The organism is Halomonas sp. A40-4, from assembly GCF_015767635.1.
Taxonomy (GTDB): domain Bacteria; phylum Pseudomonadota; class Gammaproteobacteria; order Pseudomonadales; family Halomonadaceae; genus Vreelandella; species Vreelandella janggokensis.
The window spans coordinates 1,315,807-1,334,954 of the sequence record NZ_CP065230.1; the positions used below are offsets into that span (position 1 = coordinate 1,315,807).

At 58.2% G+C, this 19,148-nt stretch carries 16 protein-coding genes; 6 read left to right on the forward strand and 10 right to left on the reverse strand.

Features of this window, described 5'->3' with window-relative positions:
* Nucleotides 1-53: 53 nt before the first annotated feature.
* The 4 genes from IT895_RS06145 to IT895_RS06160 all read right to left on the reverse strand — a co-directional run bounded on the left by IT895_RS06145 (nt 54) and on the right by IT895_RS06160 (nt 5,135).
* Entirely contained in the window at nt 54-1,694 is a 1,641-nt protein-coding gene (locus IT895_RS06145) for a BCCT family transporter (protein ID WP_199285032.1), read from the reverse strand.
* A 104-nt stretch (nt 1,695-1,798) separates the two neighbouring features.
* Complete coding sequence (locus IT895_RS06150; RefSeq protein ID WP_199285033.1) at nt 1,799-2,848, reverse strand: YcjF family protein; 1,050 nt, start codon at nt 2,846-2,848, stop codon at nt 1,799-1,801.
* Complete coding sequence (locus IT895_RS06155) at nt 2,845-4,233, reverse strand: YcjX family protein (RefSeq protein WP_085917382.1); 1,389 nt, start codon at nt 4,231-4,233, stop codon at nt 2,845-2,847. The genes IT895_RS06150 and IT895_RS06155 overlap by 4 nt, the downstream gene beginning before the upstream one ends.
* A 32-nt stretch (nt 4,234-4,265) precedes the next feature.
* Complete coding sequence (locus IT895_RS06160) at nt 4,266-5,135, reverse strand: D-hexose-6-phosphate mutarotase (RefSeq protein ID WP_199285034.1); 870 nt, start codon at nt 5,133-5,135, stop codon at nt 4,266-4,268.
* A gap of 116 nt (nt 5,136-5,251) precedes the next feature.
* On the opposite strand from IT895_RS06160, the gene IT895_RS06165 reads away from it, so the two are divergent.
* A complete protein-coding gene (locus IT895_RS06165; protein ID WP_085917384.1) occupies nt 5,252-5,494 on the forward strand; it encodes a GlsB/YeaQ/YmgE family stress response membrane protein in 243 nt (80 codons plus the stop codon).
* 77 nt (nt 5,495-5,571) lie between these two features.
* On the opposite strand, the gene IT895_RS06170 is transcribed toward IT895_RS06165, so the two are convergent.
* Together IT895_RS06170 and IT895_RS06175 are read right to left on the reverse strand one after the other, a co-directional pair.
* Nucleotides 5,572-6,162, reverse strand: a complete 591-nt coding sequence (locus IT895_RS06170) for a FlgO family outer membrane protein (protein ID WP_199285035.1) — start codon at nt 6,160-6,162, stop codon at nt 5,572-5,574.
* Nucleotides 6,163-6,166: 4 nt separating this feature from the next.
* Nucleotides 6,167-6,844 (reverse strand): hypothetical protein, encoded by a 678-nt coding sequence (locus IT895_RS06175; RefSeq protein ID WP_085917520.1) that lies wholly within the window; start codon nt 6,842-6,844, stop codon nt 6,167-6,169.
* 215 nt (nt 6,845-7,059) lie between these two features.
* Here IT895_RS06175 and IT895_RS06180 point away from each other — a divergent pair, with 215 nt between their 5' ends.
* The 3 genes from IT895_RS06180 to IT895_RS06190 all read left to right on the forward strand — a co-directional run bounded on the left by IT895_RS06180 (nt 7,060) and on the right by IT895_RS06190 (nt 10,556).
* Nucleotides 7,060-8,007 carry an OmpA family protein gene (locus tag IT895_RS06180; RefSeq protein ID WP_325073196.1) on the forward strand — a complete coding sequence of 316 codons (948 nt, stop codon included), beginning with the start codon at nt 7,060-7,062 and terminating at the stop codon, nt 8,005-8,007.
* Nucleotides 8,008-8,430: 423 nt separating this feature from the next.
* Nucleotides 8,431-9,339, forward strand: coding sequence for an HAD-IIB family hydrolase (locus IT895_RS06185; protein WP_199285037.1), 909 nt, complete (start codon nt 8,431-8,433; stop codon nt 9,337-9,339).
* Nucleotides 9,336-10,556 carry a glycosyl transferase gene (locus IT895_RS06190; RefSeq protein ID WP_085917387.1) on the forward strand — a complete coding sequence of 407 codons (1,221 nt, stop codon included), beginning with the start codon at nt 9,336-9,338 and terminating at the stop codon, nt 10,554-10,556. The genes IT895_RS06185 and IT895_RS06190 overlap by 4 nt, the downstream gene beginning before the upstream one ends.
* Before the next feature lie 74 nt (nt 10,557-10,630).
* Here the strand turns inward: IT895_RS06190 and IT895_RS06195 are convergent, their stop codons facing one another.
* Entirely contained in the window at nt 10,631-12,214 is a 1,584-nt protein-coding gene (locus tag IT895_RS06195) for a methyl-accepting chemotaxis protein (RefSeq protein ID WP_199285038.1), read from the reverse strand.
* An 800-nt stretch (nt 12,215-13,014) separates the two neighbouring features.
* The gene (locus IT895_RS06200) at nt 13,015-14,280 is read right to left on the reverse strand and encodes a M20/M25/M40 family metallo-hydrolase (RefSeq protein WP_199285039.1); all 1,266 of its coding nucleotides are present in this window, start codon (nt 14,278-14,280) and stop codon (nt 13,015-13,017) included.
* Nucleotides 14,281-14,448: 168 nt separating this feature from the next.
* Here IT895_RS06200 and IT895_RS06205 point away from each other — a divergent pair, with 168 nt between their 5' ends.
* Entirely contained in the window at nt 14,449-15,675 is a 1,227-nt protein-coding gene (locus IT895_RS06205; protein ID WP_199285040.1) for a YbfB/YjiJ family MFS transporter, read from the forward strand.
* 83 nt (nt 15,676-15,758) lie between these two features.
* Complete coding sequence (locus IT895_RS06210) at nt 15,759-17,222, forward strand: sodium-dependent transporter (RefSeq protein WP_199285041.1); 1,464 nt, start codon at nt 15,759-15,761, stop codon at nt 17,220-17,222.
* 6 nt (nt 17,223-17,228) lie between these two features.
* Here the strand turns inward: IT895_RS06210 and IT895_RS06215 are convergent, their stop codons facing one another.
* Together IT895_RS06215 and IT895_RS06220 are read right to left on the reverse strand one after the other, a co-directional pair.
* Nucleotides 17,229-18,542, reverse strand: coding sequence for a Y-family DNA polymerase (locus IT895_RS06215; protein ID WP_199285042.1), 1,314 nt, complete (start codon nt 18,540-18,542; stop codon nt 17,229-17,231).
* A 10-nt stretch (nt 18,543-18,552) separates the two neighbouring features.
* Entirely contained in the window at nt 18,553-18,996 is a 444-nt protein-coding gene (locus IT895_RS06220) for a LexA family protein (protein WP_085917394.1), read from the reverse strand.
* Nucleotides 18,997-19,148: the final 152 nt, after the last annotated feature.

The following is a 19,148-nucleotide window of genomic DNA, read 5'->3' on the forward strand; positions in this document are numbered from 1 at the left end:
GGACAAAAAAAGCCCTGCCAGATCAGCAGGGCTTTTTTGTCACCGTTTTCCTTTCAACTGCGTAAGTGCCGCAATTCGCCATTGAGCGCCTTGATGATCGAGTAGCACATCAACAGGAGTACAATGGAGAACGGAATCGCGGTGGCGGTGACGCCCGCCTGAAGCGCTGACAGCCCACCGCCGATGAGCAGCACGATCGCGATGAGCCCTTCCACGATGGCCCAGAACATTCGCTGCGGCCGTGGCGCATCGATCTTGCCGCCAGCGGTGATGGTATCGATCACCAGAGAACCGGAGTCCGAGGAGGTGACAAAGAAGATCAGCGCCAGGACGATGCCCAGGGTCGACATCAGGCCCGTCAGTGGCAGTTCGTTGAGCATGCCGAACAGCGAGAGCTCGGGTCTGTAGCTGTCGATCACATACTCCTTGACCAGGCTGGCGGCAGGGTTGGCGTAGAGCTGATCGAGCGCGGTCGAGCCGAAGACACCCATCCAGATAAAGATGAACAGGCTGGGTACCAGCAGCACACAAAGCACGAACTCACGCACCGTACGGCCCCGCGATACTCGCGCGATGAACATACCGACGAACGGTGCCCAACTGATCCACCACGCCCAGTAGAAGATGGTCCAGGACTGGCGATAGGCATCGTCGTCACGGCCGAAAGGCGCTGATAATGGCAGAAAGTCAGTGACATAGGTGGCAAGTCCTGACCAGAACCCGCTGAGCGCGACCAGGGTGGGACCGGCGAACAGCACGAAAAAGAAGAACAGGACGGCCAGGATCATGTTGATCTCGGAGAGCTTCTTCAAGCCGCCCTCTAGCCCGCGCCAGACCGATACCAGCGCCACTGCGGTGACCAGAATGATGACGATGACCTGGGTGAAGGTACTCACCTCCAGGCCGAAGACGAAGTTCATCCCCGCATTGGCCTGCTGAGCCCCAAGCCCGAGCGAGGTCGCCAGCCCAAAGAGGGTGGAAAACACTGCCAGAATATCGATGACATGCCCCCACCAGCCCCAGACGCGCTCGCCAAGAATCGGAAAGAACGCCGAGCGGATAGAGAAGGGTAGGCCCTTGTTGTAGGTAAAGATGCCCAGTGCCAGTGCCATCACCACATACACTGCCCAGCCGTGGATGCCCCAATGCAGGTAGGTGCCAGCAAGGCCCAGGGCGCTGGCGTCGGCAATTGCTTCAGGGATCAACTCCCCGTCGCTCCCGAACGGCGAGGTAACCCCCAAAGGCAGGGAGACGTTGGCATGATAAACCGGCTCCAGCACCCCGAAGAACAGCAGGCCGATGCCGATCCCGGCGGTGAACAGCATCGCAAACCAGGAGAGGTAGCTGTGCTCTGGACGGGCATCAGGGCCGCCCAGCCTGACCGATCCGTGGGGCAGGACGACCAGCGCCAGGGAAAACAGAATAAAGAAGTCCACGATGATCATGAAGTACCAGTCCAGTGTCCCCGTGGAGAAGGCGACGATGGCCTGGAAGGTGTTGCTTGCCCGATCGGGGAACAACAGGGTGAGGAGAATGAAAATAATTGACGCAACTGCTGATACAGCAAAGACCCGGTTGTGAATATCAAAACCAAAGGGGCCGAGTTTTCCTGAGATATTGTCTTGGCCAACGACATAGTCAGTCTGCATGTCGTCTGCCATGGGTGGGGATTCAGAATCGCTTGAATCATTCATGCAAGATTTCTCCTCATTCGAGAATGGTGAGACAAGCGACTATCATGGCGACAATCAGCGTTGAAACCTAACGGGCTTTCAACGGAAGCCGCCTATCAGGATGTTTACTGCCGGGATGAGCGGTCTTGGGGCGTGGTTTCCTTGTCGAGGCGCTTGATTTGTCGCCACAGATCCTGGCGCAAGTCGCTGAGTTTGGGTTGCTCTTCGGCGGTAAAAGCCACCGGGCGGCACAGCTGTTGCGCGCGTAGCCCAAGGCGGGCGCTGAGCAGTCCGGTGGCGAGGCCCTGGCCGGCCCTTGCGGACAGGCGACTGGCCAGATCCAGCGATAGCATATCCATGCTGGCATCGGTGGCGAGCTCGCTTGCCCCGGCAAACGCCATGTTATGCAACACGTGGCGAAACAGCCGCAGACGGCTGGCGTAGCCCAGTTCAAGACCATAAAGACGGCATAGCCGATCCACCATCGCCAGGCTGCGCCAGGCCACCAGCGCCATGTCGACCAGTGTCAGGGGGCTGACTGCCACCATGATGGCGGTTTCGCCGGACATGCGTGTAATCAAGCGCTGTGCTTCCCGGTCCCGGGGGGCGAGGAGGTGGTAGCGCAATAATGTCTGGATCTCTTCGCCGCTATGGTGGGGCTGACAGGCGCCTCTGAACGCTTGCCAGTGCGGATCATCGTCGGCCAGCTTGAGCTGGCGTTTGAGCTGTTCGGCCATCTGCTGGGCTTGCTTGGCAGAGCGTTCAGGCAGCTCGGCCAGGTCGCTGCGCAGCCGGTCGTGGCGTTTTAAGCGTCTTAAGCGGCCCAGTTCCTTGAGCAACGATAATCCGCCCAGTCCGATCAAACCAATGCCGAATGCCTGCCAGGCCATCGTCAACCACTGGGACTGGGCCATCGCCTCGGGAATACCCGTGGCCAGTTCCAGGGTGCCCAATACGGCGCCCCCGCCCAGCGCCAGCATCAGCCCCCAGCGGCGTTTGCGCGGCGCGCCTAGACGAGCCTCGGGGAGGGCTTTTTCCTCGGCGGAAGGGGGCAGGGGCTGGTGGTGATCGGTAGGCGTAAAGGTTTTACGCTGGCGCAGCTCGGCATCAGGACCGTCGCGGGTTTCCTGGGGGTCATCAAGGCTGAAGTGCCGACGTGGCTGAGGGGTGGTCATGTGAGTTTATCTCCAATCAGCCAATCGATAGCGGCGTCCATGCGAATGTGACCAAGGGCTTCAGATCGCGTATCCATTGGGCGAAAGCTGGGGAAGTCGAAGCCTTGCTGTTGCCAGAAGTCGTGCGTCGGCAAGCGGGGCGGCACATCGCCGGGATACACCAGGACATCTTCGCCCTCAAGCGTGGTGCCCCGCAGGGCGGGCGAACGCTGACCGTTATGCACCACTTCGCGGGCTTCGGTGGCACGAATCGCGGCCAGCGAAAGTGCCTTGACAGGAATGTTGGCAAAGCGCAGATCCTTGAGCGGCTCGGCCAGCAGGGCTTCCAGCAGTTGTACGACATGGCGGTGCTGGTCGGGGGTGACATGGTCCGCTTTGGTGGCGGCGATAGCCAGCTTATCGATCTTGGGGGCAAACAGCCGCGTCAAAAGGCTTCGCTGGCCATAATCAAAGCTGTGCATCAGCTGGCTGAGCGCCTGGGACAGGTCCTCGAACCGCTCAGGCCCGGCATTGAGCGCACCCAATACATCCACCAGGACGATCTGGCGGTCGAAGCGGCGGAAATGGTCACGGTAAAAGGGGCGCACGACCTGCTGCTGGTAGTAGCGAAAGCGCGCCGCCAGGGTGGCATACAGGCTGTCAGGAGGAAGTGCCTCCAGTTGTTCTTTGGGCATATTGAGCTTGGGAAGCGGGAAAAACTGCAATACCGGCGCCCCGTCCAGCTCGCCTGGCAATAAAAACCGCCCCGGCTGGAGGTTGGAGAACCCGGCCTGTTTGGCGCGTCGAAGCCCCTGAGCATAAGCTTCAGCTAGGCTTGCCAGTTGCGCTTCGTCGGCGTCGGCAGCGGGGTCGAGGGTTTCCACCTCGGTCAGCCATTCTTGGAACATGGCGCGGCGCTGGTCGCCTGAGTGCAGCGGCTGTGCCTGGCACCAACTGTAAAAATCGTGCTGCAGCAGTGGTAAATCGAGCAGCCACTCGCCGGGATAATCGAATAAATCCAGCGTGAGATGGGCGATGTCGGGCGCTAACCAGCCCTGATGAGCGGGGCGGTAGCGTAACTGCAGACGCAGTTCGCTGATCCCCCGGGTGGGCTCAGGCCAACGGGGTGGGGTATCGCGCAGCGCGGCCATTCCCGGGTCGTAGGGAAATCGCGGCACGCCCAGGTCAGGCTGGTTAAGGCGTTGGGCGCCGAGCAAGCGCCCCTCGCGGGCTGCCGGCAGCAGGTCTAGCTGTGCTTCAACGCCAGCGTGGCGGAGTTGATTGACCAGGGAGGTCAAAAAGGCCGTTTTGCCCGCCTGGGAGAGGCCGGTGACCGCCAGCCGAAGCTGGCGGTCGCGGCCGCGTTCTATCAGGTTACTCAGCTCGCGATGAAACGGCTGGCGCATGGCGCGTTGTCCTCTATCAAGGTTTGCAAAGCTCAGCTTCTGCTTAACGTGGTACCCAGTAGATGTTGGGCACCGGGGACCAGCCATACGGGATCCAGACGGGTATTGGCGGCCTCGACACACACAAAGCGTTTGGCGGCCTCGATAGAGGTATCAGCAGGGGGCTGTTGGTCCGGGTGCCACACCACGGTGGAATCGCTGGACTGTTTGCCGATGCGCAGCGTGCGGGGGCCGTCATGAAGCATCACGGCTTCGTTGGAGTGATAGATACGGTCTACCGCACCGCGAATGGCCAGGATGCCTTGCTGCTCGCTTTCCGCAAAGTCGCGCAGCTTGTCGAGATAGCGTGCACCGGTCAACCCTTCCAGTCGGCACTGATGAGCATCGTCGACCGCGAGATAGGAATGCAGTGCGCCACTGACCTTTACCGGGCTTTCGCCCACGTTTTCAGTGATCAATTCCACTGCGAGCCGCTGGGCATTGGCCTGGACGACCGCGCGCACCGTCAGTTGGGAGTGCAACGGCTGCGTCGGGGAGAGGTGAAGTTCGATTCCCTCGGCATGTTCATCGGCCGCTTCCAACCGCCAGTCGGCATGCCGCGCCAAGCCGTGGAAGGTGCCGCTCCGGTCGGGCGTTTCGTCAGCGTAGCGTTCATCGGCAAACCAGGGCCAGCAAAGCGGAATGCCGCCACGGATGGCTCCAGGCATGGGCTGTGGGGTGGGGGTTACCCATAACCAGCCAAGGTCATTGGGTGGTCGAAAGTGCAGCACCTGGGCACCTTGCAGCGAGACAATCAGTTCCCCCCAGGGGGCGTTGAACAGTACAAGGTCGCGGCCTTGCCAGTGAGACGTTTGCTGGCCGTCTACACCATCAAGCAACTGCTGGAGGGAGTCGGGAATCATAGGCAATCCTTTTTTCAGCGTAGCCACTGTCAATGAATATTATTAACGCCGTGTGCTATGTTAAAACACGCAAGGAAACAGGATAACATTAACCACAGGTACGGAAAGGAGGCGATATGGGTTTCATTGCTTGGTTGATTATTGGTGGTCTGGCTGGCTGGATTGCTGGCAACATCATGCGAGGCGGAGGTTTTGGCGTTTTGGGCAATATCGGCGTCGGCATTGTGGGCGCCGTCTTGGGTGGTTTCCTGTTTAGCCTGTTGGGTCTGCAGGCCGGTGGGTTTATCGGGTCACTGGTAACGGCCATCGTCGGCGCTGTGGTGTTGCTGTGGGTTATCAGCAAGGTGAAACAGTCCTAGCGTCCTAGTCGGCAATTAACCGTTGGGCACTTGCCACGAACCCGCGCCGTTAAGCGCGGGTTCGTGTGTTTTGGGCGTTACCAGCCGCCCTGGCTTTCAAGCAGGCTGCGCGTATTGTTGTTCAACGCAAGCCTGAAGTCGGCACTCCCCAGGACCATGGCATCACTTGAACGCACCACGCGGGCACTGACGTAGACATAATCCTGCCCCTGTGCGTAGGTTCCCATCAAGATGGAGCGTGCATCGTGCTGTGCGCTCAGACGCTGAACTTGCCGAGACAGGATCAGCTCGCCAACGCTTTCTTCGATAAACATGCTGTCGCGCATCTTGACCTCGCGCACCTGCATGCCCTGGCGCCCCAGTGCCGATGCCATGAGTTCCGAGCTGATACGCCCAAGCGTGGAGGATTGACTCAGGTTGTCGATGCTCACGAACGTCGCGGCAATCATGGGGCTATAACGTGTTATGTCGGGGTTGCTTGCCACCATCTGCTCAGCCGCTTTTTGTGCAAGTTGGGGCAGGTCTGGAGCGGGTTCCTGTTGTTGCGTATTACCGCCGCCAAGCGCACTACAACCCATAAGGCTCAATACAAAAAGACCGGCCGTTAACCACCGGATAGCGGAAAGCGGGCGCGTTAAGTGCATAACGGAAAATGACATCGCAGACATGGCATTACCACCTATCCGTAATGGAAACCGACGGCGTTGACGGCGCTGAGGGGGTACGGTCGGGCGCATAGTGACGTCGGTCGCCGCTGTTAATGTAATAAATGTTCGACGATGAATAGAGGATTTGCTCACCGTCGAGAATCTGGGTGGTGACGATGATCTCTTCGTTACCGGTGTGTGTCCAACTGCCGCTGGTCACGTCAGCGGCGACAGCGGCCGGGATAAGTCCCAGGGCGGGTTCCGCCCATTGATTGATCGGTATCGCGGCCACGGCTATACCGCCTGCCAAGGCGGTGAATGCCCCCATCGGTGGGCGTACAAAGTCTCGATCCCGGTGCTCAACGACGTCAACGTCAATATGAACCTCGGCGCTGCTGGGCAGAGGTTTGGTGGTCAGGTTGGCACCGCGCGAGACCAGTTCACTGGTGAGCAGAGTCCGAAAGCCGCGGCCAAATTCGCCGCCGCTGTAGGCGTGGTTGGCGTCTTGCGGGGCATCCGGGATGTGTAAATCGCGGAAACGGACACGCTCGCGCTTCAGGATCTGCGTCGCCTCATGGCGGGCAAGAACATTCCAGTGATGGGCAGCCTGCATGCGCTGCTGTTCACTATAGGGATACGTAGTGGCAATGGGCGCTTGCGAGGTATTGGCATAGAAGCAGCCACTTAGCGTCAGACAGGCCATGCCGATGACGAGTGGGCGTAGCGCTGACGAGGGTATATCAATTTTACGGGTGCGCACCGGGTGGTTCCTTCTCGCTACGAAACGGCTTTTTGATAGACTAGGCAGCGCTAATGACAACGCCACGCATTAATAGTCGGCCAGGGGGCCAAAAACTTGAATGAGTAATCACACGGATGCTTGAAGATCACCGCAGTGGACCTCGCCACGACTCGCTCATGTCCCCGTACCGTGAAGATGACAGCGGTAGCATCTGGATGGTGAGCTACATCGATATCATGACGCTGCTGGTGGCGCTGTTTGTGATCATCATTGCGGCAGCCGGTGCCACAAGCCCGGCGTGGATGGCCACAGAACCACCACCTGAACCGCTTTTTGATTCGCCTCCGCCGCTTGAAGTACCGCTGCCAGAAGCCCTTGCCAATATGCGTGATGAGCGAAGATATTCGACCAACTGGCTGGGTGGCGAGTTGCTGACCAGCACGATCACGGCGGCTCAGGGGGTGGTTGGGCGCCCCAGACGAACCACGCGGGGTGTCCCCCCGCTGCTCGCCATGCCTGACCCGGTAGCAGAATCACCAGCCGCGTTGCCTGAACGCCGTTTGCCGATGCCCTTGGTGCCGGTTGAACAGTCAGCGCTTCAATTTCCGCTGGCTGATTATATGGTGGTCCTCACGGATAACCCCCCAAGTAATGTCGAGACGCTCAGCGATAATGCCATTGACGCTGCATTGGCCCTGAGAGAGCAGATGGAGAGCTCCCCTTATCTACCTGATTTAGAAGGTGTCGAAGTCTCACGGGTAGAAGAAGGTATCAGTTTGCGAGTGCAGGACAAGCTGCTGTTTCCCTCAGCAGAAGCCGGGTTAACCGATGGTGGAAGCGAACTGATCAGCACGTTGCTTGACACCGTCCAGCGTTATGACGGTGAAGTATGGGTTGAGGGCCATACGGATAGTCGAACGATTGACACCCCTGAATATTCATCCAACTGGGCGCTATCCAGTGCCCGGGCGATCGCGATTGTGGAGGCCTTGGAAGAGGCGGGCGTTGCATCGGATCGCTTACGTGCCGTTGGGCTGGCGGCTACTCAATCCCTGGCAGATAATGACACGGCAGAAGGGCGGGCGCGTAACCGCCGAGTCGAAGTTGTCATCCACGTAGAATAAAACCCTTGCAGAAAAAAAGCCCGCCGGGGAAGGCGGGCATAAAGGGCTTGGCTCACTGCAGCCCACTGGCAGAGGGGGTGGGGTGCACAGGGTTGCCAGTGGGTACAATTTGAGTATAGCTATTTATTAAGTCTTGCCAAGCTTTGTATTGGTTTTTTTGTTATCAAATGTAATGCTGGGCGGCACCATCCTGGCGCTGGTGTCTGTGCATGCCCTCCCTGAGTGCACCAAAAAAGCGCGCTGCAATGTCTGCCTCGGGGGCAACCGTTCTCGCCTCTGGGTATTCCCCCTCTCCACCTTATGGATATCAAAGCGTTAAAAGTGTTGGCACGTATTGTGCTAGGCAATAAACACGCTGTCATCGCCATCTCCAACAAGTGGTGATTGAGCGCGTCCACCGCTTAGCAGTAGAGAGGCTGCGCCATGCTTGAACACGCCAGCGCTTCGGCGCCCCCTGATGACCAAGTGGAGCTGTCGCGCCTCGTGGTCACCGACCTCGACGGTTCGCTGCTTGACCACCATAGCTATGACGCTTCCCCGGCGAGGACTTGGCTCGCCCGATTAAAGCAGGCGAAGATACCGGTGATCCCCGTGACCAGTAAAACGCGTGCTGAACTGCTTCCTCTGCGTGAAACGCTTGGGCTAACGATGACCCCGTTCGTGGCTGAAAATGGTGCTGTCATCGGCCTTCCGCCTGGTTGGTGCCACGCGCGGCTGGATCGGCCGGGCAACGGCCGCGACGGGATGGTCATCAAGCATCCAAGCGTTGATATTGGTTTTATTCGGGCCCGTTTGAAGGTCTGGCGCAAACGGCTCGATGTGCGGTTTACCCCGATGAGTGAGCTTACCCTTGACGACTTGACGGGGCTGACCGGACTCGACGCTATCCAGGCACAACTTGCCCGCCAGCGCGAGGGTAGCGAGCCCTTGCTGTGGCACGACGATGACGCGTCGCTGGAGACGTTTCGCCGCGCCCTGGAAGGTGACGGCCTGCAACTTACCCAGGGTGGCCGCTTTTATCATGTTATGGGTCGTGCATCCGACAAGGGCAGTGCGGTCACCTGGCTGGTTGGGCGATTCCGGGCGCTGCGCGGTCGTGAGCCGCTGTCCATCGGCCTGGGCGATGGCCCCAACGACGTGTCGATGTTAAACGTCGTCGATCAGGCGGTCGTGATCCGTGGCCACCATGAGCTGACGGTTGACCCTACTAACCCCCATCTTTACCGCACACAAGCCACTGGCCCCGAGGGCTGGGTGGAAGGCATGTCTCACTGGTGGGGTAACGCGTTTACGCCGACCAATCCGCGTGATGCAAAGGAGGCAAACGCATGAGTGATTTCCACCAGAACGGCGTGATTACTGACTTTCACAATCTGACGCGTCGCCCGGTTGAGGCGCTGGAAGAAGAACTCAGCCAGTTTGCCCGGCGGCGCCCGATGGGGTTGATCCTGCCATCATTGTTTTCAGAGCTTGAGGGTCCGGCACTTTCGGCCATTGTCGATGAACTGGTCAAGGTACCCTATCTCGGCGAGATCGTGATTGGCCTGGACCGGGCCGATCGCGAGCAGTTTTTATATGCACGGGAGTTCTTTTCACGCCTGCCTCAGCACACACGTATCCTATGGAACGACGGGCCCCGCCTGCGTGCCCTGGACACCGAGCTTGAACAGCACGGGCTGGGCGCACTTGAACCTGGTAAAGGGCGCAACGTCTGGTATTGCGCGGGTTATGTATTGGCGTCTGGGCGGTCATCGGTGGTGGGGCTGCACGACTGCGATATTCTGACCTACGACCGGGGGCTGCTGGCACGATTGATGTACCCGGTTGCCCATCCCCGTTTTAACTACAGTTTCTGCAAGGGCTACTACCCGCGCATTGCCGAGGGAAAACTCAACGGGCGAGTATCGCGCCTGATGGTGACGCCGCTGCTGAGGGCGCTAAAAACTGTGTGTGGTCCGTTGCCTTACCTCGATTACCTGGACAGCTTCCGCTATCCGCTCTCGGGTGAGTTCGCCATGCGTAGCGACGTGTTGGAGGGGATCCGCATCCCGGCAGACTGGGGGCTTGAGATTGGCGTTCTCTCCGAGCTTCAACGCAATTACTCGCCGCGTCAGCTTTGTCAGGTCGACATTGCCGATGCCTACGACCATAAGCACCAGCCGGTCAGCGAGGAAAACCCTGATACCGGTTTGAACCGCATGAGCCTGGATATCGCCAAAGCCCTTTACCGAAAGCTGGCCACTCAAGGGATCACGTTCAGCAGTGAAGATTTTCGCACCCTGAAAGCCACCTACTACCGGCTGGCGTTGGACCTGATCGAGGCTTATGACCATGACGCCACTATGAACGGTTTGAGTCTGGATCGTCACAGCGAAGAGCAGGCCGTTGAACTGTTCGCCAGCAACCTGCTGGAAGCGGGCAACCTGTTTCTGGATAATCCCCGCGAACGACCCTTTATTCCCAGTTGGAACCGCGTTCAGGCAGCGGTGCCCGACATTCTAACGCGAATGCATGAGGCAGTAGAGCTGGATAACCAGGGCGATGTTTAAGGTAGTTTTAGCCAATGTGCGAGGACTGGCTGGGCAGGCCATGTAAGGGACTTGCCCAGCCAGAAAGGCTTTATTTAGCCATGGTGAGAGGAGGGAAGGGTCTGCATTGCGGCTTGGGACCCGGCAATCTGGAAATGTGAAACCCGCTGGCGTAGCTCAAAGCTGAGATCCGCCAAGCGTTGGGTGGCCCCGGTGCTTTCTTGTACCAGTCCGGCATTTTGCTGGGTCATTTGATCCATCTGGGTGACAGCCTCGTTGACCTGCTCGATGCCATAGCTTTGTTCCTTGGTAGCCGCCGAGATTTCTTTCACTAACGTATCAAGCTGCCGAATATTGTCGACGATACCGCTAATCACGCTACCGGTGTCGCGCACCTGGCGGCTACCTTGCGTGATATGGGTGTCAGAGTTGTCGATCAGTGTCTTAATCTCTTGTGCCGCTGCCGCTGAACGGCTGGCCAGTTGGCGGACTTCACTGGCGACCACGGCAAAGCCACGCCCCTGTTCACCCGCCCGAGCCGCTTCAACAGAGGCGTTAAGCGCCAATATATTGGTTTGAAACGCAATCGAGTCGATCGTCTCGATGATACTGCTCATTTGTTTCGCGCTATCGTTAATCGTCGACATGGTATCGATCACTGATGCCATCGCTTCGCTACCTTGCTGAGCATTGTCGGTGGTTTTGCTTGCCAACTGGCTTGCGTGGTCAGCGTGTTCGGCGTTTTGTTTTACCGTTGCCGTCAGTTGCTCCATGCTGGAAGCGGTCTCGGCGAGGGACGCCGCTTGTTGTTCTGTCCGCGTGGATAACTCTTCGTTAACGCCGACGATCTGTTCAACAGAGGTGTTCACGTTATCCGCGCTCTGGTGAATGCTGCCAATGGTGTCTGATAGCGTTTCACGCATACGATCAATATCAAACAGCAGGCTTTGCTGATCGCGGGCGGAGAGTTGTGTCGTGCGCGTTAAATCGCCGTCGGCAATATGCCGAACCACGCTGGCGGCGTAGCGTGGGTCACCCCCTAAACGGCGGGACACATCGCGAATCACCCAGCCCATCAGTAGCGTCACCGGCACCCCAATGATCAGCAAAATAACGGCTGAGCGAATCAGACTCGACACAAACGCCGCGTTGATATCGTCGACATACACGCCGGAGGCCAGCGACCATCCCCATTCGGGCAAGTGGTCGACGTAGCTCAACTTGGGAATTTGCTCCTCACCGCCCAGGCGGGTGGAGTAGTAACCCACGTGACCGCCTCCAGCCTGCGCCACTTCGAGCAGCTCGGCATACAGCAGTAAGCCGCTGGCATCCTGGTAGTCCGTCATGCTGGTGCCGGTATCGCGGCTAGGGTGAGAAACGATGTTCAGGTCGTTATCAAACGCAAAAATATACTCGCCGTCCCCAAAGCGAACGCTGGCCATGTTGTCTACGGCCCGCTCTTGGGCTTCTTCAAGGCTCAGTTCTCCTGCATCGACTTTTGCCTGGAGCGCCTCAATCTGGCTATGTACGCTTTCGATAACGTACTGCAGGCTATCCCGCCGTTCACTCTCGATGGTTTGTCGATTTTCCCATGCCAGCCAACCGACCATTAACAGCATGGCGATCCAGATAATGGCAAGCGTACCCCACAGTTTTTGTGTTGTTGTCATGCGCGTCATAATGCTTCCTGATGATGTCGATAATATGTGTTATGTGTGAGAACCAGCCACATAGTACTTATCGACCCGATCAGTAAAATCTTGACTAACCACACGAGTTGTCCAGTTAATAAATTTTATTGTTTACATGTAAAATATTTATATTAATTTCTTCTAATTTATTGGCTTGTACAAGCCAGAAGCGACAATATTGCCGCCTCTGGCCGATAGCATCGTCTGAAGGGGGCGTTAAAAAGCCCAGCGTCAACCAGCGCGGGCGTGCGTCAGCGTATCAAGCGCACTTCGCGGTATACCGGTGCTGGTTTGGCAGCTCAAACAGCGCAAGACGGCGCTTTGCTCGCCAGTACCTTCGAGGCGAAAGCGGGCTAAAAATACTGAGGTGGTTGATTCGAAATTACCGCAGCGGCGACAAATGATGTCAACACCGCGAACTTTGTAGTTAATGATGATAGGTTGCACGCTGACCTCCTACCCGTGGGTGTTGTTGGGCCTAGCCGTGAATTACGCGTCACACAACCCGGCAGCGACAAGTGGTGGACTATTAACCATAGGCCATTGCGATGACATCGGTGAGCAAATTAATCATTTTTTTCGGCTTTCATATCCTGGGTTAGATAAACCAAGGCTTTAGAAGTGCACTGTGAACATCTACCGCAGAGGATGCGCACTAGGGAAAACCAAGCAGGACGCTTGATGGACTCAAGGATGCACGAACAGGACGTTCGTGAAGACTTTTCAAGGAAGACATGACGAAACCCCGACCAGAGATGGTCGGGGTTTTTTCATGGGACACGCCGCAATTAATCGGCTTTATCGTCGTTTTTTTCCTCGTCGGGTTTGTCGCTGCCCTGATGGCCGAGTGGGCTTGCCTGGTCAAGGCGTGGATGGTTATCGAGGAATTCACGCTTGAGGTCAGGCAGCTTATCCAGCGCTTTCAGTGTGTGGGTTAACGCATGGATGGCGGCCAATACATCCTGAGTATTGCCGGTTTCCGAAATCGTGTGCATGTTGCGGATCGGGAAACCAATCGACGTGGCGGCACTGTCTACAGACGCCAACACCCCTGCCATACCGTCGGTGCCCGTATCAACGCCGACCATGTCGCGCTGCATGGGGATCTCGTTCGCCTTGGCGGCTTCGGCAATCACGCGGTTCAACTGTTCACTGGCGATCGAGCCCACCGCCATGGTGAAGCCCTTGCCCATCTCTAACGGCTGCATGCGTTTGTCGCCGATGCCGGGAGCGGCCACGTAGTCGTGGTTCACATCGACGCCAATCAGCGCATCAGGTTTCATTTCGCCCGCCATAACGCGGCTGCCGAAACGGCCAATCTCTTCGTAGCTGGCAATCGCGAACAATACGCGTACATTTTGGGTGCCGCCTGCCTCGGCAATTAAGCGCGCTACTTCAGCGGTTACAAAGCAGCCCAGGCCGTTATCCAGATAGGCGCCGTAGAAGGTGTCGGGGCTGAAGCCGGGGCGAATAGGGCGATCAAAAATAATCGAGTCGCCGGGGCGTACGCCGAGGTTCAATACCTGCTGTTTCTTGTTTTCGCCGTGGATCTGCAGGTCCAGATAGATCTGCTCTTTCTTCAGGCCTTTGCTGCCATCGCGCATGGCGGGGTCAGAAAAATGAATGGCGCCCAGGGCTTCCACCGTGCCGCCTTCAATGCAGCGGTAGTTGCCGGGGGCTTCCGGGTCTTCGCTAAACAGCTTCACTTCATGGCCGACCAGTACGGTGGGCAAGAAGGAGTCTGTGTTGATCCAGATCTTGCCGTCTTCACCAATGGAGCGGACCTGCATGCGGATTTTATCCGCATGGCCGATGATCATGACCTTGAACATGTCATCCTGACCGGGATGGGTGTCGAGCACGACGCCCGCATTGCCCTTGAACTGGTGCAGATGCCAGTCCGCAGGGGCGAAAGACTCAAAATGCGGTTTTAGCACGCCGTACGTCATCGCTGCCTCCAGGCCCACAGGGCTGGGGGCGGCAAGAATATCGCGCATCAGTTTGAATTGCGCGTCAGGCATCGGTTGTGTCCAGGGTTTTGCACTATCGCTCATTCAGCTTTCTCCCGTTGGTGGATAATGCAGCCTAGTGTGCCAGATTATGCAACCATACGCGCACTTGGCAGGCGACGTTTAGACGATGCCATGTCAGTGAGGTTCAGCTTATGATGGGTTTAGTAAAGCCGCATATGGCAATCATGAGCTCACGACGAGGGCGTCGATATGACCACCGCTACCCTTCGCTCCCAGCGCTTCAAGGTGCTGCTGGCGGGTGTGTTCAGTCAGTTGCTGTGTATTGGGGTGGCGCGTTTTGCCTATACGCCGCTATTGCCCGTCATGCAGCAGCAGAGTTGGATAGGCGACGCCGATGGCGGCTGGCTGGCAGCGCTGAACTACGCCGGCTATATGCTCGGCGCCCTGCTGGCGGCAACCGTGCGCAGCATCCATGTCAAAGATACCTTGTATCGGCTGTGTCTGGTGCTGGCAGTGCTCACCACGGCGGGTATGGCCTTGACCGAGCATTTCTGGCTCTGGGCGGGACTGCGCTTTCTGGCGGGGTTTTCAAGCAGCGGTGCGATGCTGCTGGCCTCTGGGCTGATCATGCATTGGCTGATTCAGCACCGCCAGCGCGTTGAACTGGGCATGCATTTCGCCGGGTTGGGCCTGGGCATTGTGCTCGCTGCCGTTGCGGTAGAAGCGATGCTGGCGCTGTCAATGGACTGGCAGGCGCAGTGGTGGGCGTTCAGCGTGCTCGCGGTAGGGCTGTTGGTGCCCGCCTGGCGCTGGCTGCCGCGGCCATCGACTGTCGTGACCGGTACCTCGGGGGATAAGACCGCCGCCGCTAAACCACCCACCCATACCTTTATGCGCTGGATGCTGGCCGCCTATTTCTGTGCGGGTTATGGCTATGTGATCAGCGCCACCTTTATTGTCACGATTGTGGAACGCGAACCGCTGTTGGCCGGTGCCGGTAACTGGACCTTCGCATTGGTGGGGCTGGCGGCGGCCCCTGCGGTCATCCTGTGGGACCTTGTGGCGCGCCGTATCGGCTATTTGGGAGCCCTGATACTGGCCATGAGCCTACAGGTTATCGGTATTGTGCTGCCCGCCATGACAACAAATCTGGCGGCGGTGCTGCTCAGCGCAGTGCTTTATGGCGGCACCTTTCTGGGTTGTGTCAGCCTGGTGCTGACCATGGCGGGTCGGTTATATCCCGCCAGCCCGGCAAGGCTGATGGGCAAAATGACCCTGGCCTACGGCAGCGCGCAGATCATCGCCCCGGCGCTCACCGGCATGCTGGCGGAGGTGACCGGCCATTATAACGTCGGCCTCTGGCTGGCGGGTGGCTTTGTAGCTCTGGGGGCGCTGTTGCTCGCCTGGCTGCGGCGCGTCGACCAAACCGCGCAGCGTCTCGATGCCGACGCCAAAGCAGCGGTTTATGCCACGTAATCGACGAGCGCGCGCCACGTTTTTTTGCGCATTCGCTGCAAAATCCCTAGGATAAGCGCTTTTTTCCAACAGGGTGGTAGATCATGGCGTCTTCTGGGCAACCGCGCATCCAATGGTTAGGCCGCTGGGGCTTTATGCTGGCGGCGACGGGCTCGGCCGTTGGATTAGGCAATATTTGGAAGTTTCCCTATATCACCGGTGAATTTGGTGGTGGGGCCTTCGTGCTGGTCTACCTCGCCTGTATCTTGGCGGTGGGCGTGCCGGTCATGATGACCGAGATTGCCTTTGGGCGGCGCGGCCTGGGTAGCCCCGTCGATGCCATTCGGCGGGTGGTCAACGAGTCCGGTCGGTCTTCAGCATGGTCATTGATCGGCTGGATGGCGATGCTCTGCGGCTTCATGATTCTGTCGTTTTATGTCGTTGTGGCAGGCTGGTCGTTCTCCTACCTTTGGAAGATGCTGACCGGCGGACTTTCGGGTAGCAGCGTTGACGATATGGCCGCGGTGTTTGGGGCCAATAACGCTAACCCCTGGAATCTGGGCTTCTGGAGCACCCTGGTCACGCTGCTGACCATGCTGATCGTCGGTAAAGGTGTACAGGAAGGCATTGAAAAGAACGTCAGTTGGATGATGCCAGGGCTGGTATTGATGCTGGCACTGTTGATTGTGTTTGGCGTTTTCTCCGGCGGCTTTGGTCAGGCGTTCAGTTTCCTGTTTTCTTTCAATGCGGGCAGTCTGTCCAGTGAAGGCATGCTGGCCGCGCTGGGGCACGCGTTTTTTACGCTATCGCTGGCTTCCGGGGCAATCCTGACTTACGGCAGCTATCTACCAAAAGGGACTTCCATCGGCCGCACTACGCTAAGCGTGGCGATTGCCGACACCGTGGTGGCGTTAATGGCCGGACTGGCCATTTTTCCGGTGATTTTTGCCAACGGCATGGATCCTGCTGAAGGCCCAGGGCTTATTTTCATGAGCTTGCCACTGGCGTTTCAAGCGATGCCGTTGGGGACGCTGTTTGGCATTCTGTTTTTCCTGATGCTGTCGATGGCCGCACTGACCTCGGCGATTTCAATGGTCGAGGCGACGGTATCCTGGCTATGTGATAACAAAGGTATCTCGCGTAAAGCAGCTTCGTGGGGCACGGGTATCGTGCTATGGCTGATCAGTACCCTGGCGATGCTGTCGTTCAACCTGGGCGCCGACTGGACGCTGGCGGGGAAGAATTTCTTTGACTGGCTGGACTACCTGACCTCGCGCTTAATGATGCCGCTGGGCGGCCTGGGCATGGTCGTGCTGGCAGGCTTTGTGTTGAAGAGCGAGACGTTTCGCGATGAACTGGGGCTTGCGCCGCTGCCTTATGCGCTGTGGCTGACCATGGTGCGTTACGTTAGCCCGCTCGGGATTGTGGTGATCTTTATCGACGCGCTGGGAATCTATCAGGTCTCGTTTGTCGCGCACTGGCCGTGGTTACTGGTGATTCTGGGTGCCATGGTGGCGTTGGGCGAAACGTTAAGCCCGCGTCTGCACCATGTGTGGAAGCACCGCTGAGGGCTGTTACGGCTTCGGCTGTTGCCGTTTTTTCCGGGCATCGGCAATCGCGCCGGGGTGAGTGCCGGCTTCCAGTAGCTCATCCCAGCGCGTGGTAAAACGGTTGGAACGGTGGGCACAACGTAGGTGCCATGGCGCGTCGTCATCGGTCATCCCGAAGCGGATCGTGTCTTGCCCCATACGCTGGTTGATGGCGTCCACCGTGGCCATTAGCAGCGGATGGTGTCGAGCGGGTGCATCGAGCAGCGATAGCTGATGCTGTTGGGCATCGACGAGATCCAGCAACATCACGCCGGCTTTCATGAACCGATAGCCGGGTCGATATATCTGTTCAAGGCCCTGGCGGACGGCGTCGAGAATAACGCGTGTATCGTCGCTGGGGGTGGGTAACGCGACCAGGGTGTGGGGAAAGTACTGTGGCTGGTCTCGACGATGGCGGTTGGTTTTCAAGAACAACATCACCGAGCGTGTCAGGCTGTGCTGTTCGCGAAGTTTTTCGGCACTACGCTGGGCATGGCGGCGCAGTGCCTCGTGTACCTGAGTTTTTACCCCGGTGGGTTGACCGAAAGAGCGGGATGTCATGATGCGCTGGCGGGGTTGATCCACCGCGTTCATTTCCAGGCAGGGGGTGCCACGCAGTTCCAGGGCAGTGCGTGCCAGCACCACGGAAAAGCGTTTGCGCAGCTGTTTTTTATCGCACTCGCGTAACGCCCAGGCGCTATGGATGCCGCTAATGGCAAGCCGTTCGGCAAGCCGCCTGCCCACGCCCCATACTTCGCTGACCGGCGTTTGCTTTAGCAAGGCTGTGGTGTTGGCATCATTCCCGCCAAGCAGGCAAACGCCCTGGTAGTGTGGCTGCTTCTTGGCCGCATGATTGGCGAGCTTGGCCAGGGTGTGGGTCGGTGCCAGACCGATGCATACCGGTAATCCAAGGCAACGATGTATGTCCCGATGTAGGCGCTCACCCAGAGCCTGGCACTGGTGCTTGCTCATGCCCTCCAGATAGATAAACATTTCATCGATGGAGTAGGGGGCGATGTCGGGGCAAGCGTCGTGCAGCAGTTGGGCGAGCCGTGCCGACATGTCGCCATACAGCTCATAGTTGGATGACAGCAGATGAATCTCGCCGCGCTGGCGTAGCCCTTCCAGTTTGAAGGCGGGAGTGCCCATGGGAATGTCCATCGCTTTCATTTCCGCGGAGCGGGCAATCACGCAGCCATAGTTATTGGACATCACACCAACGGCTTTGCTCTCCAGGTGAGGCTGGAAGACGCGTTCGCAGCTGACGTAAAAATTGTTGGCGTCGACAAGACCGATCATGACCGTTACATCACCGCAGGTATTCGTGAATGACCGCCCGAACCACCCCCCATACCTGACACTCGCTGTCTTTCAGGGGCAGCGGTGGGTAATGGGGGTGAGCGGAGCACAAATGCGGCGTGCCGCGATAGAGCGCGTAGCGCTTGATCAGAAGTTCGTCGTCGAACATGGCCACCAGAATATGCCCCAGACGGGGCGAGAGGCTGCGGTCAACCACCAGCAGGTCGCGATCGAAAATCCCCCAACCCTCCATGCTGTCACCGGTGGCGGTCAGGTAAAACGTGTGGGTGGGGTTCTTGATCAGGCGCACGTTGAGATCCAGCGTGCGCGGTTCGTAATCCTGGGCGGGGGAGGGGAAGCCGCTAAACCCAGCGCGGCCATGTAGGGGAGGAAAGGGCAGCGACTGATGCGTTAACGGCACGGCTGGCGCGATAGGCGATAACGGCTGCGTCATGGTCAGCCTCCTCACTGGTAGTATATGTATTTATATACAGTATTTGGCCATGAGGATAAAATTGCAAGGGCTGGCCGTCTTTAGGAACCTTCGTGAAGGTTTATCTTGCCAGCCAGAGGCCCACCACAATGGCGCTGGTCACGGCGATAAAA

Coding starts and splice junctions, on each gene's coding strand:
- IT895_RS06145 (WP_199285032.1), bottom strand. CDS start 1,694: ATGAATGATTCAAGCGATTCTGAATCCCCACCCATGGCAGACGACATG.
- IT895_RS06150 (WP_199285033.1), bottom strand. CDS start 2,848: ATGACCACCCCTCAGCCACGTCGGCACTTCAGCCTTGATGACCCCCAG.
- IT895_RS06155 (WP_085917382.1), bottom strand. CDS start 4,233: ATGCGCCAGCCGTTTCATCGCGAGCTGAGTAACCTGATAGAACGCGGC.
- IT895_RS06160 (WP_199285034.1), bottom strand. CDS start 5,135: ATGATTCCCGACTCCCTCCAGCAGTTGCTTGATGGTGTAGACGGCCAG.
- IT895_RS06165 (WP_085917384.1), top strand. CDS start 5,252: ATGGGTTTCATTGCTTGGTTGATTATTGGTGGTCTGGCTGGCTGGATT.
- IT895_RS06170 (WP_199285035.1), bottom strand. CDS start 6,162: ATGTCTGCGATGTCATTTTCCGTTATGCACTTAACGCGCCCGCTTTCC.
- IT895_RS06175 (WP_085917520.1), bottom strand. CDS start 6,844: ATGGCCTGTCTGACGCTAAGTGGCTGCTTCTATGCCAATACCTCGCAA.
- IT895_RS06180 (WP_325073196.1), top strand. CDS start 7,060: ATGTCCCCGTACCGTGAAGATGACAGCGGTAGCATCTGGATGGTGAGC.
- IT895_RS06185 (WP_199285037.1), top strand. CDS start 8,431: ATGCTTGAACACGCCAGCGCTTCGGCGCCCCCTGATGACCAAGTGGAG.
- IT895_RS06190 (WP_085917387.1), top strand. CDS start 9,336: ATGAGTGATTTCCACCAGAACGGCGTGATTACTGACTTTCACAATCTG.
- IT895_RS06195 (WP_199285038.1), bottom strand. CDS start 12,214: ATGACGCGCATGACAACAACACAAAAACTGTGGGGTACGCTTGCCATT.
- IT895_RS06200 (WP_199285039.1), bottom strand. CDS start 14,280: ATGAGCGATAGTGCAAAACCCTGGACACAACCGATGCCTGACGCGCAA.
- IT895_RS06205 (WP_199285040.1), top strand. CDS start 14,449: ATGACCACCGCTACCCTTCGCTCCCAGCGCTTCAAGGTGCTGCTGGCG.
- IT895_RS06210 (WP_199285041.1), top strand. CDS start 15,759: ATGGCGTCTTCTGGGCAACCGCGCATCCAATGGTTAGGCCGCTGGGGC.
- IT895_RS06215 (WP_199285042.1), bottom strand. CDS start 18,542: ATGATCGGTCTTGTCGACGCCAACAATTTTTACGTCAGCTGCGAACGC.
- IT895_RS06220 (WP_085917394.1), bottom strand. CDS start 18,996: ATGACGCAGCCGTTATCGCCTATCGCGCCAGCCGTGCCGTTAACGCAT.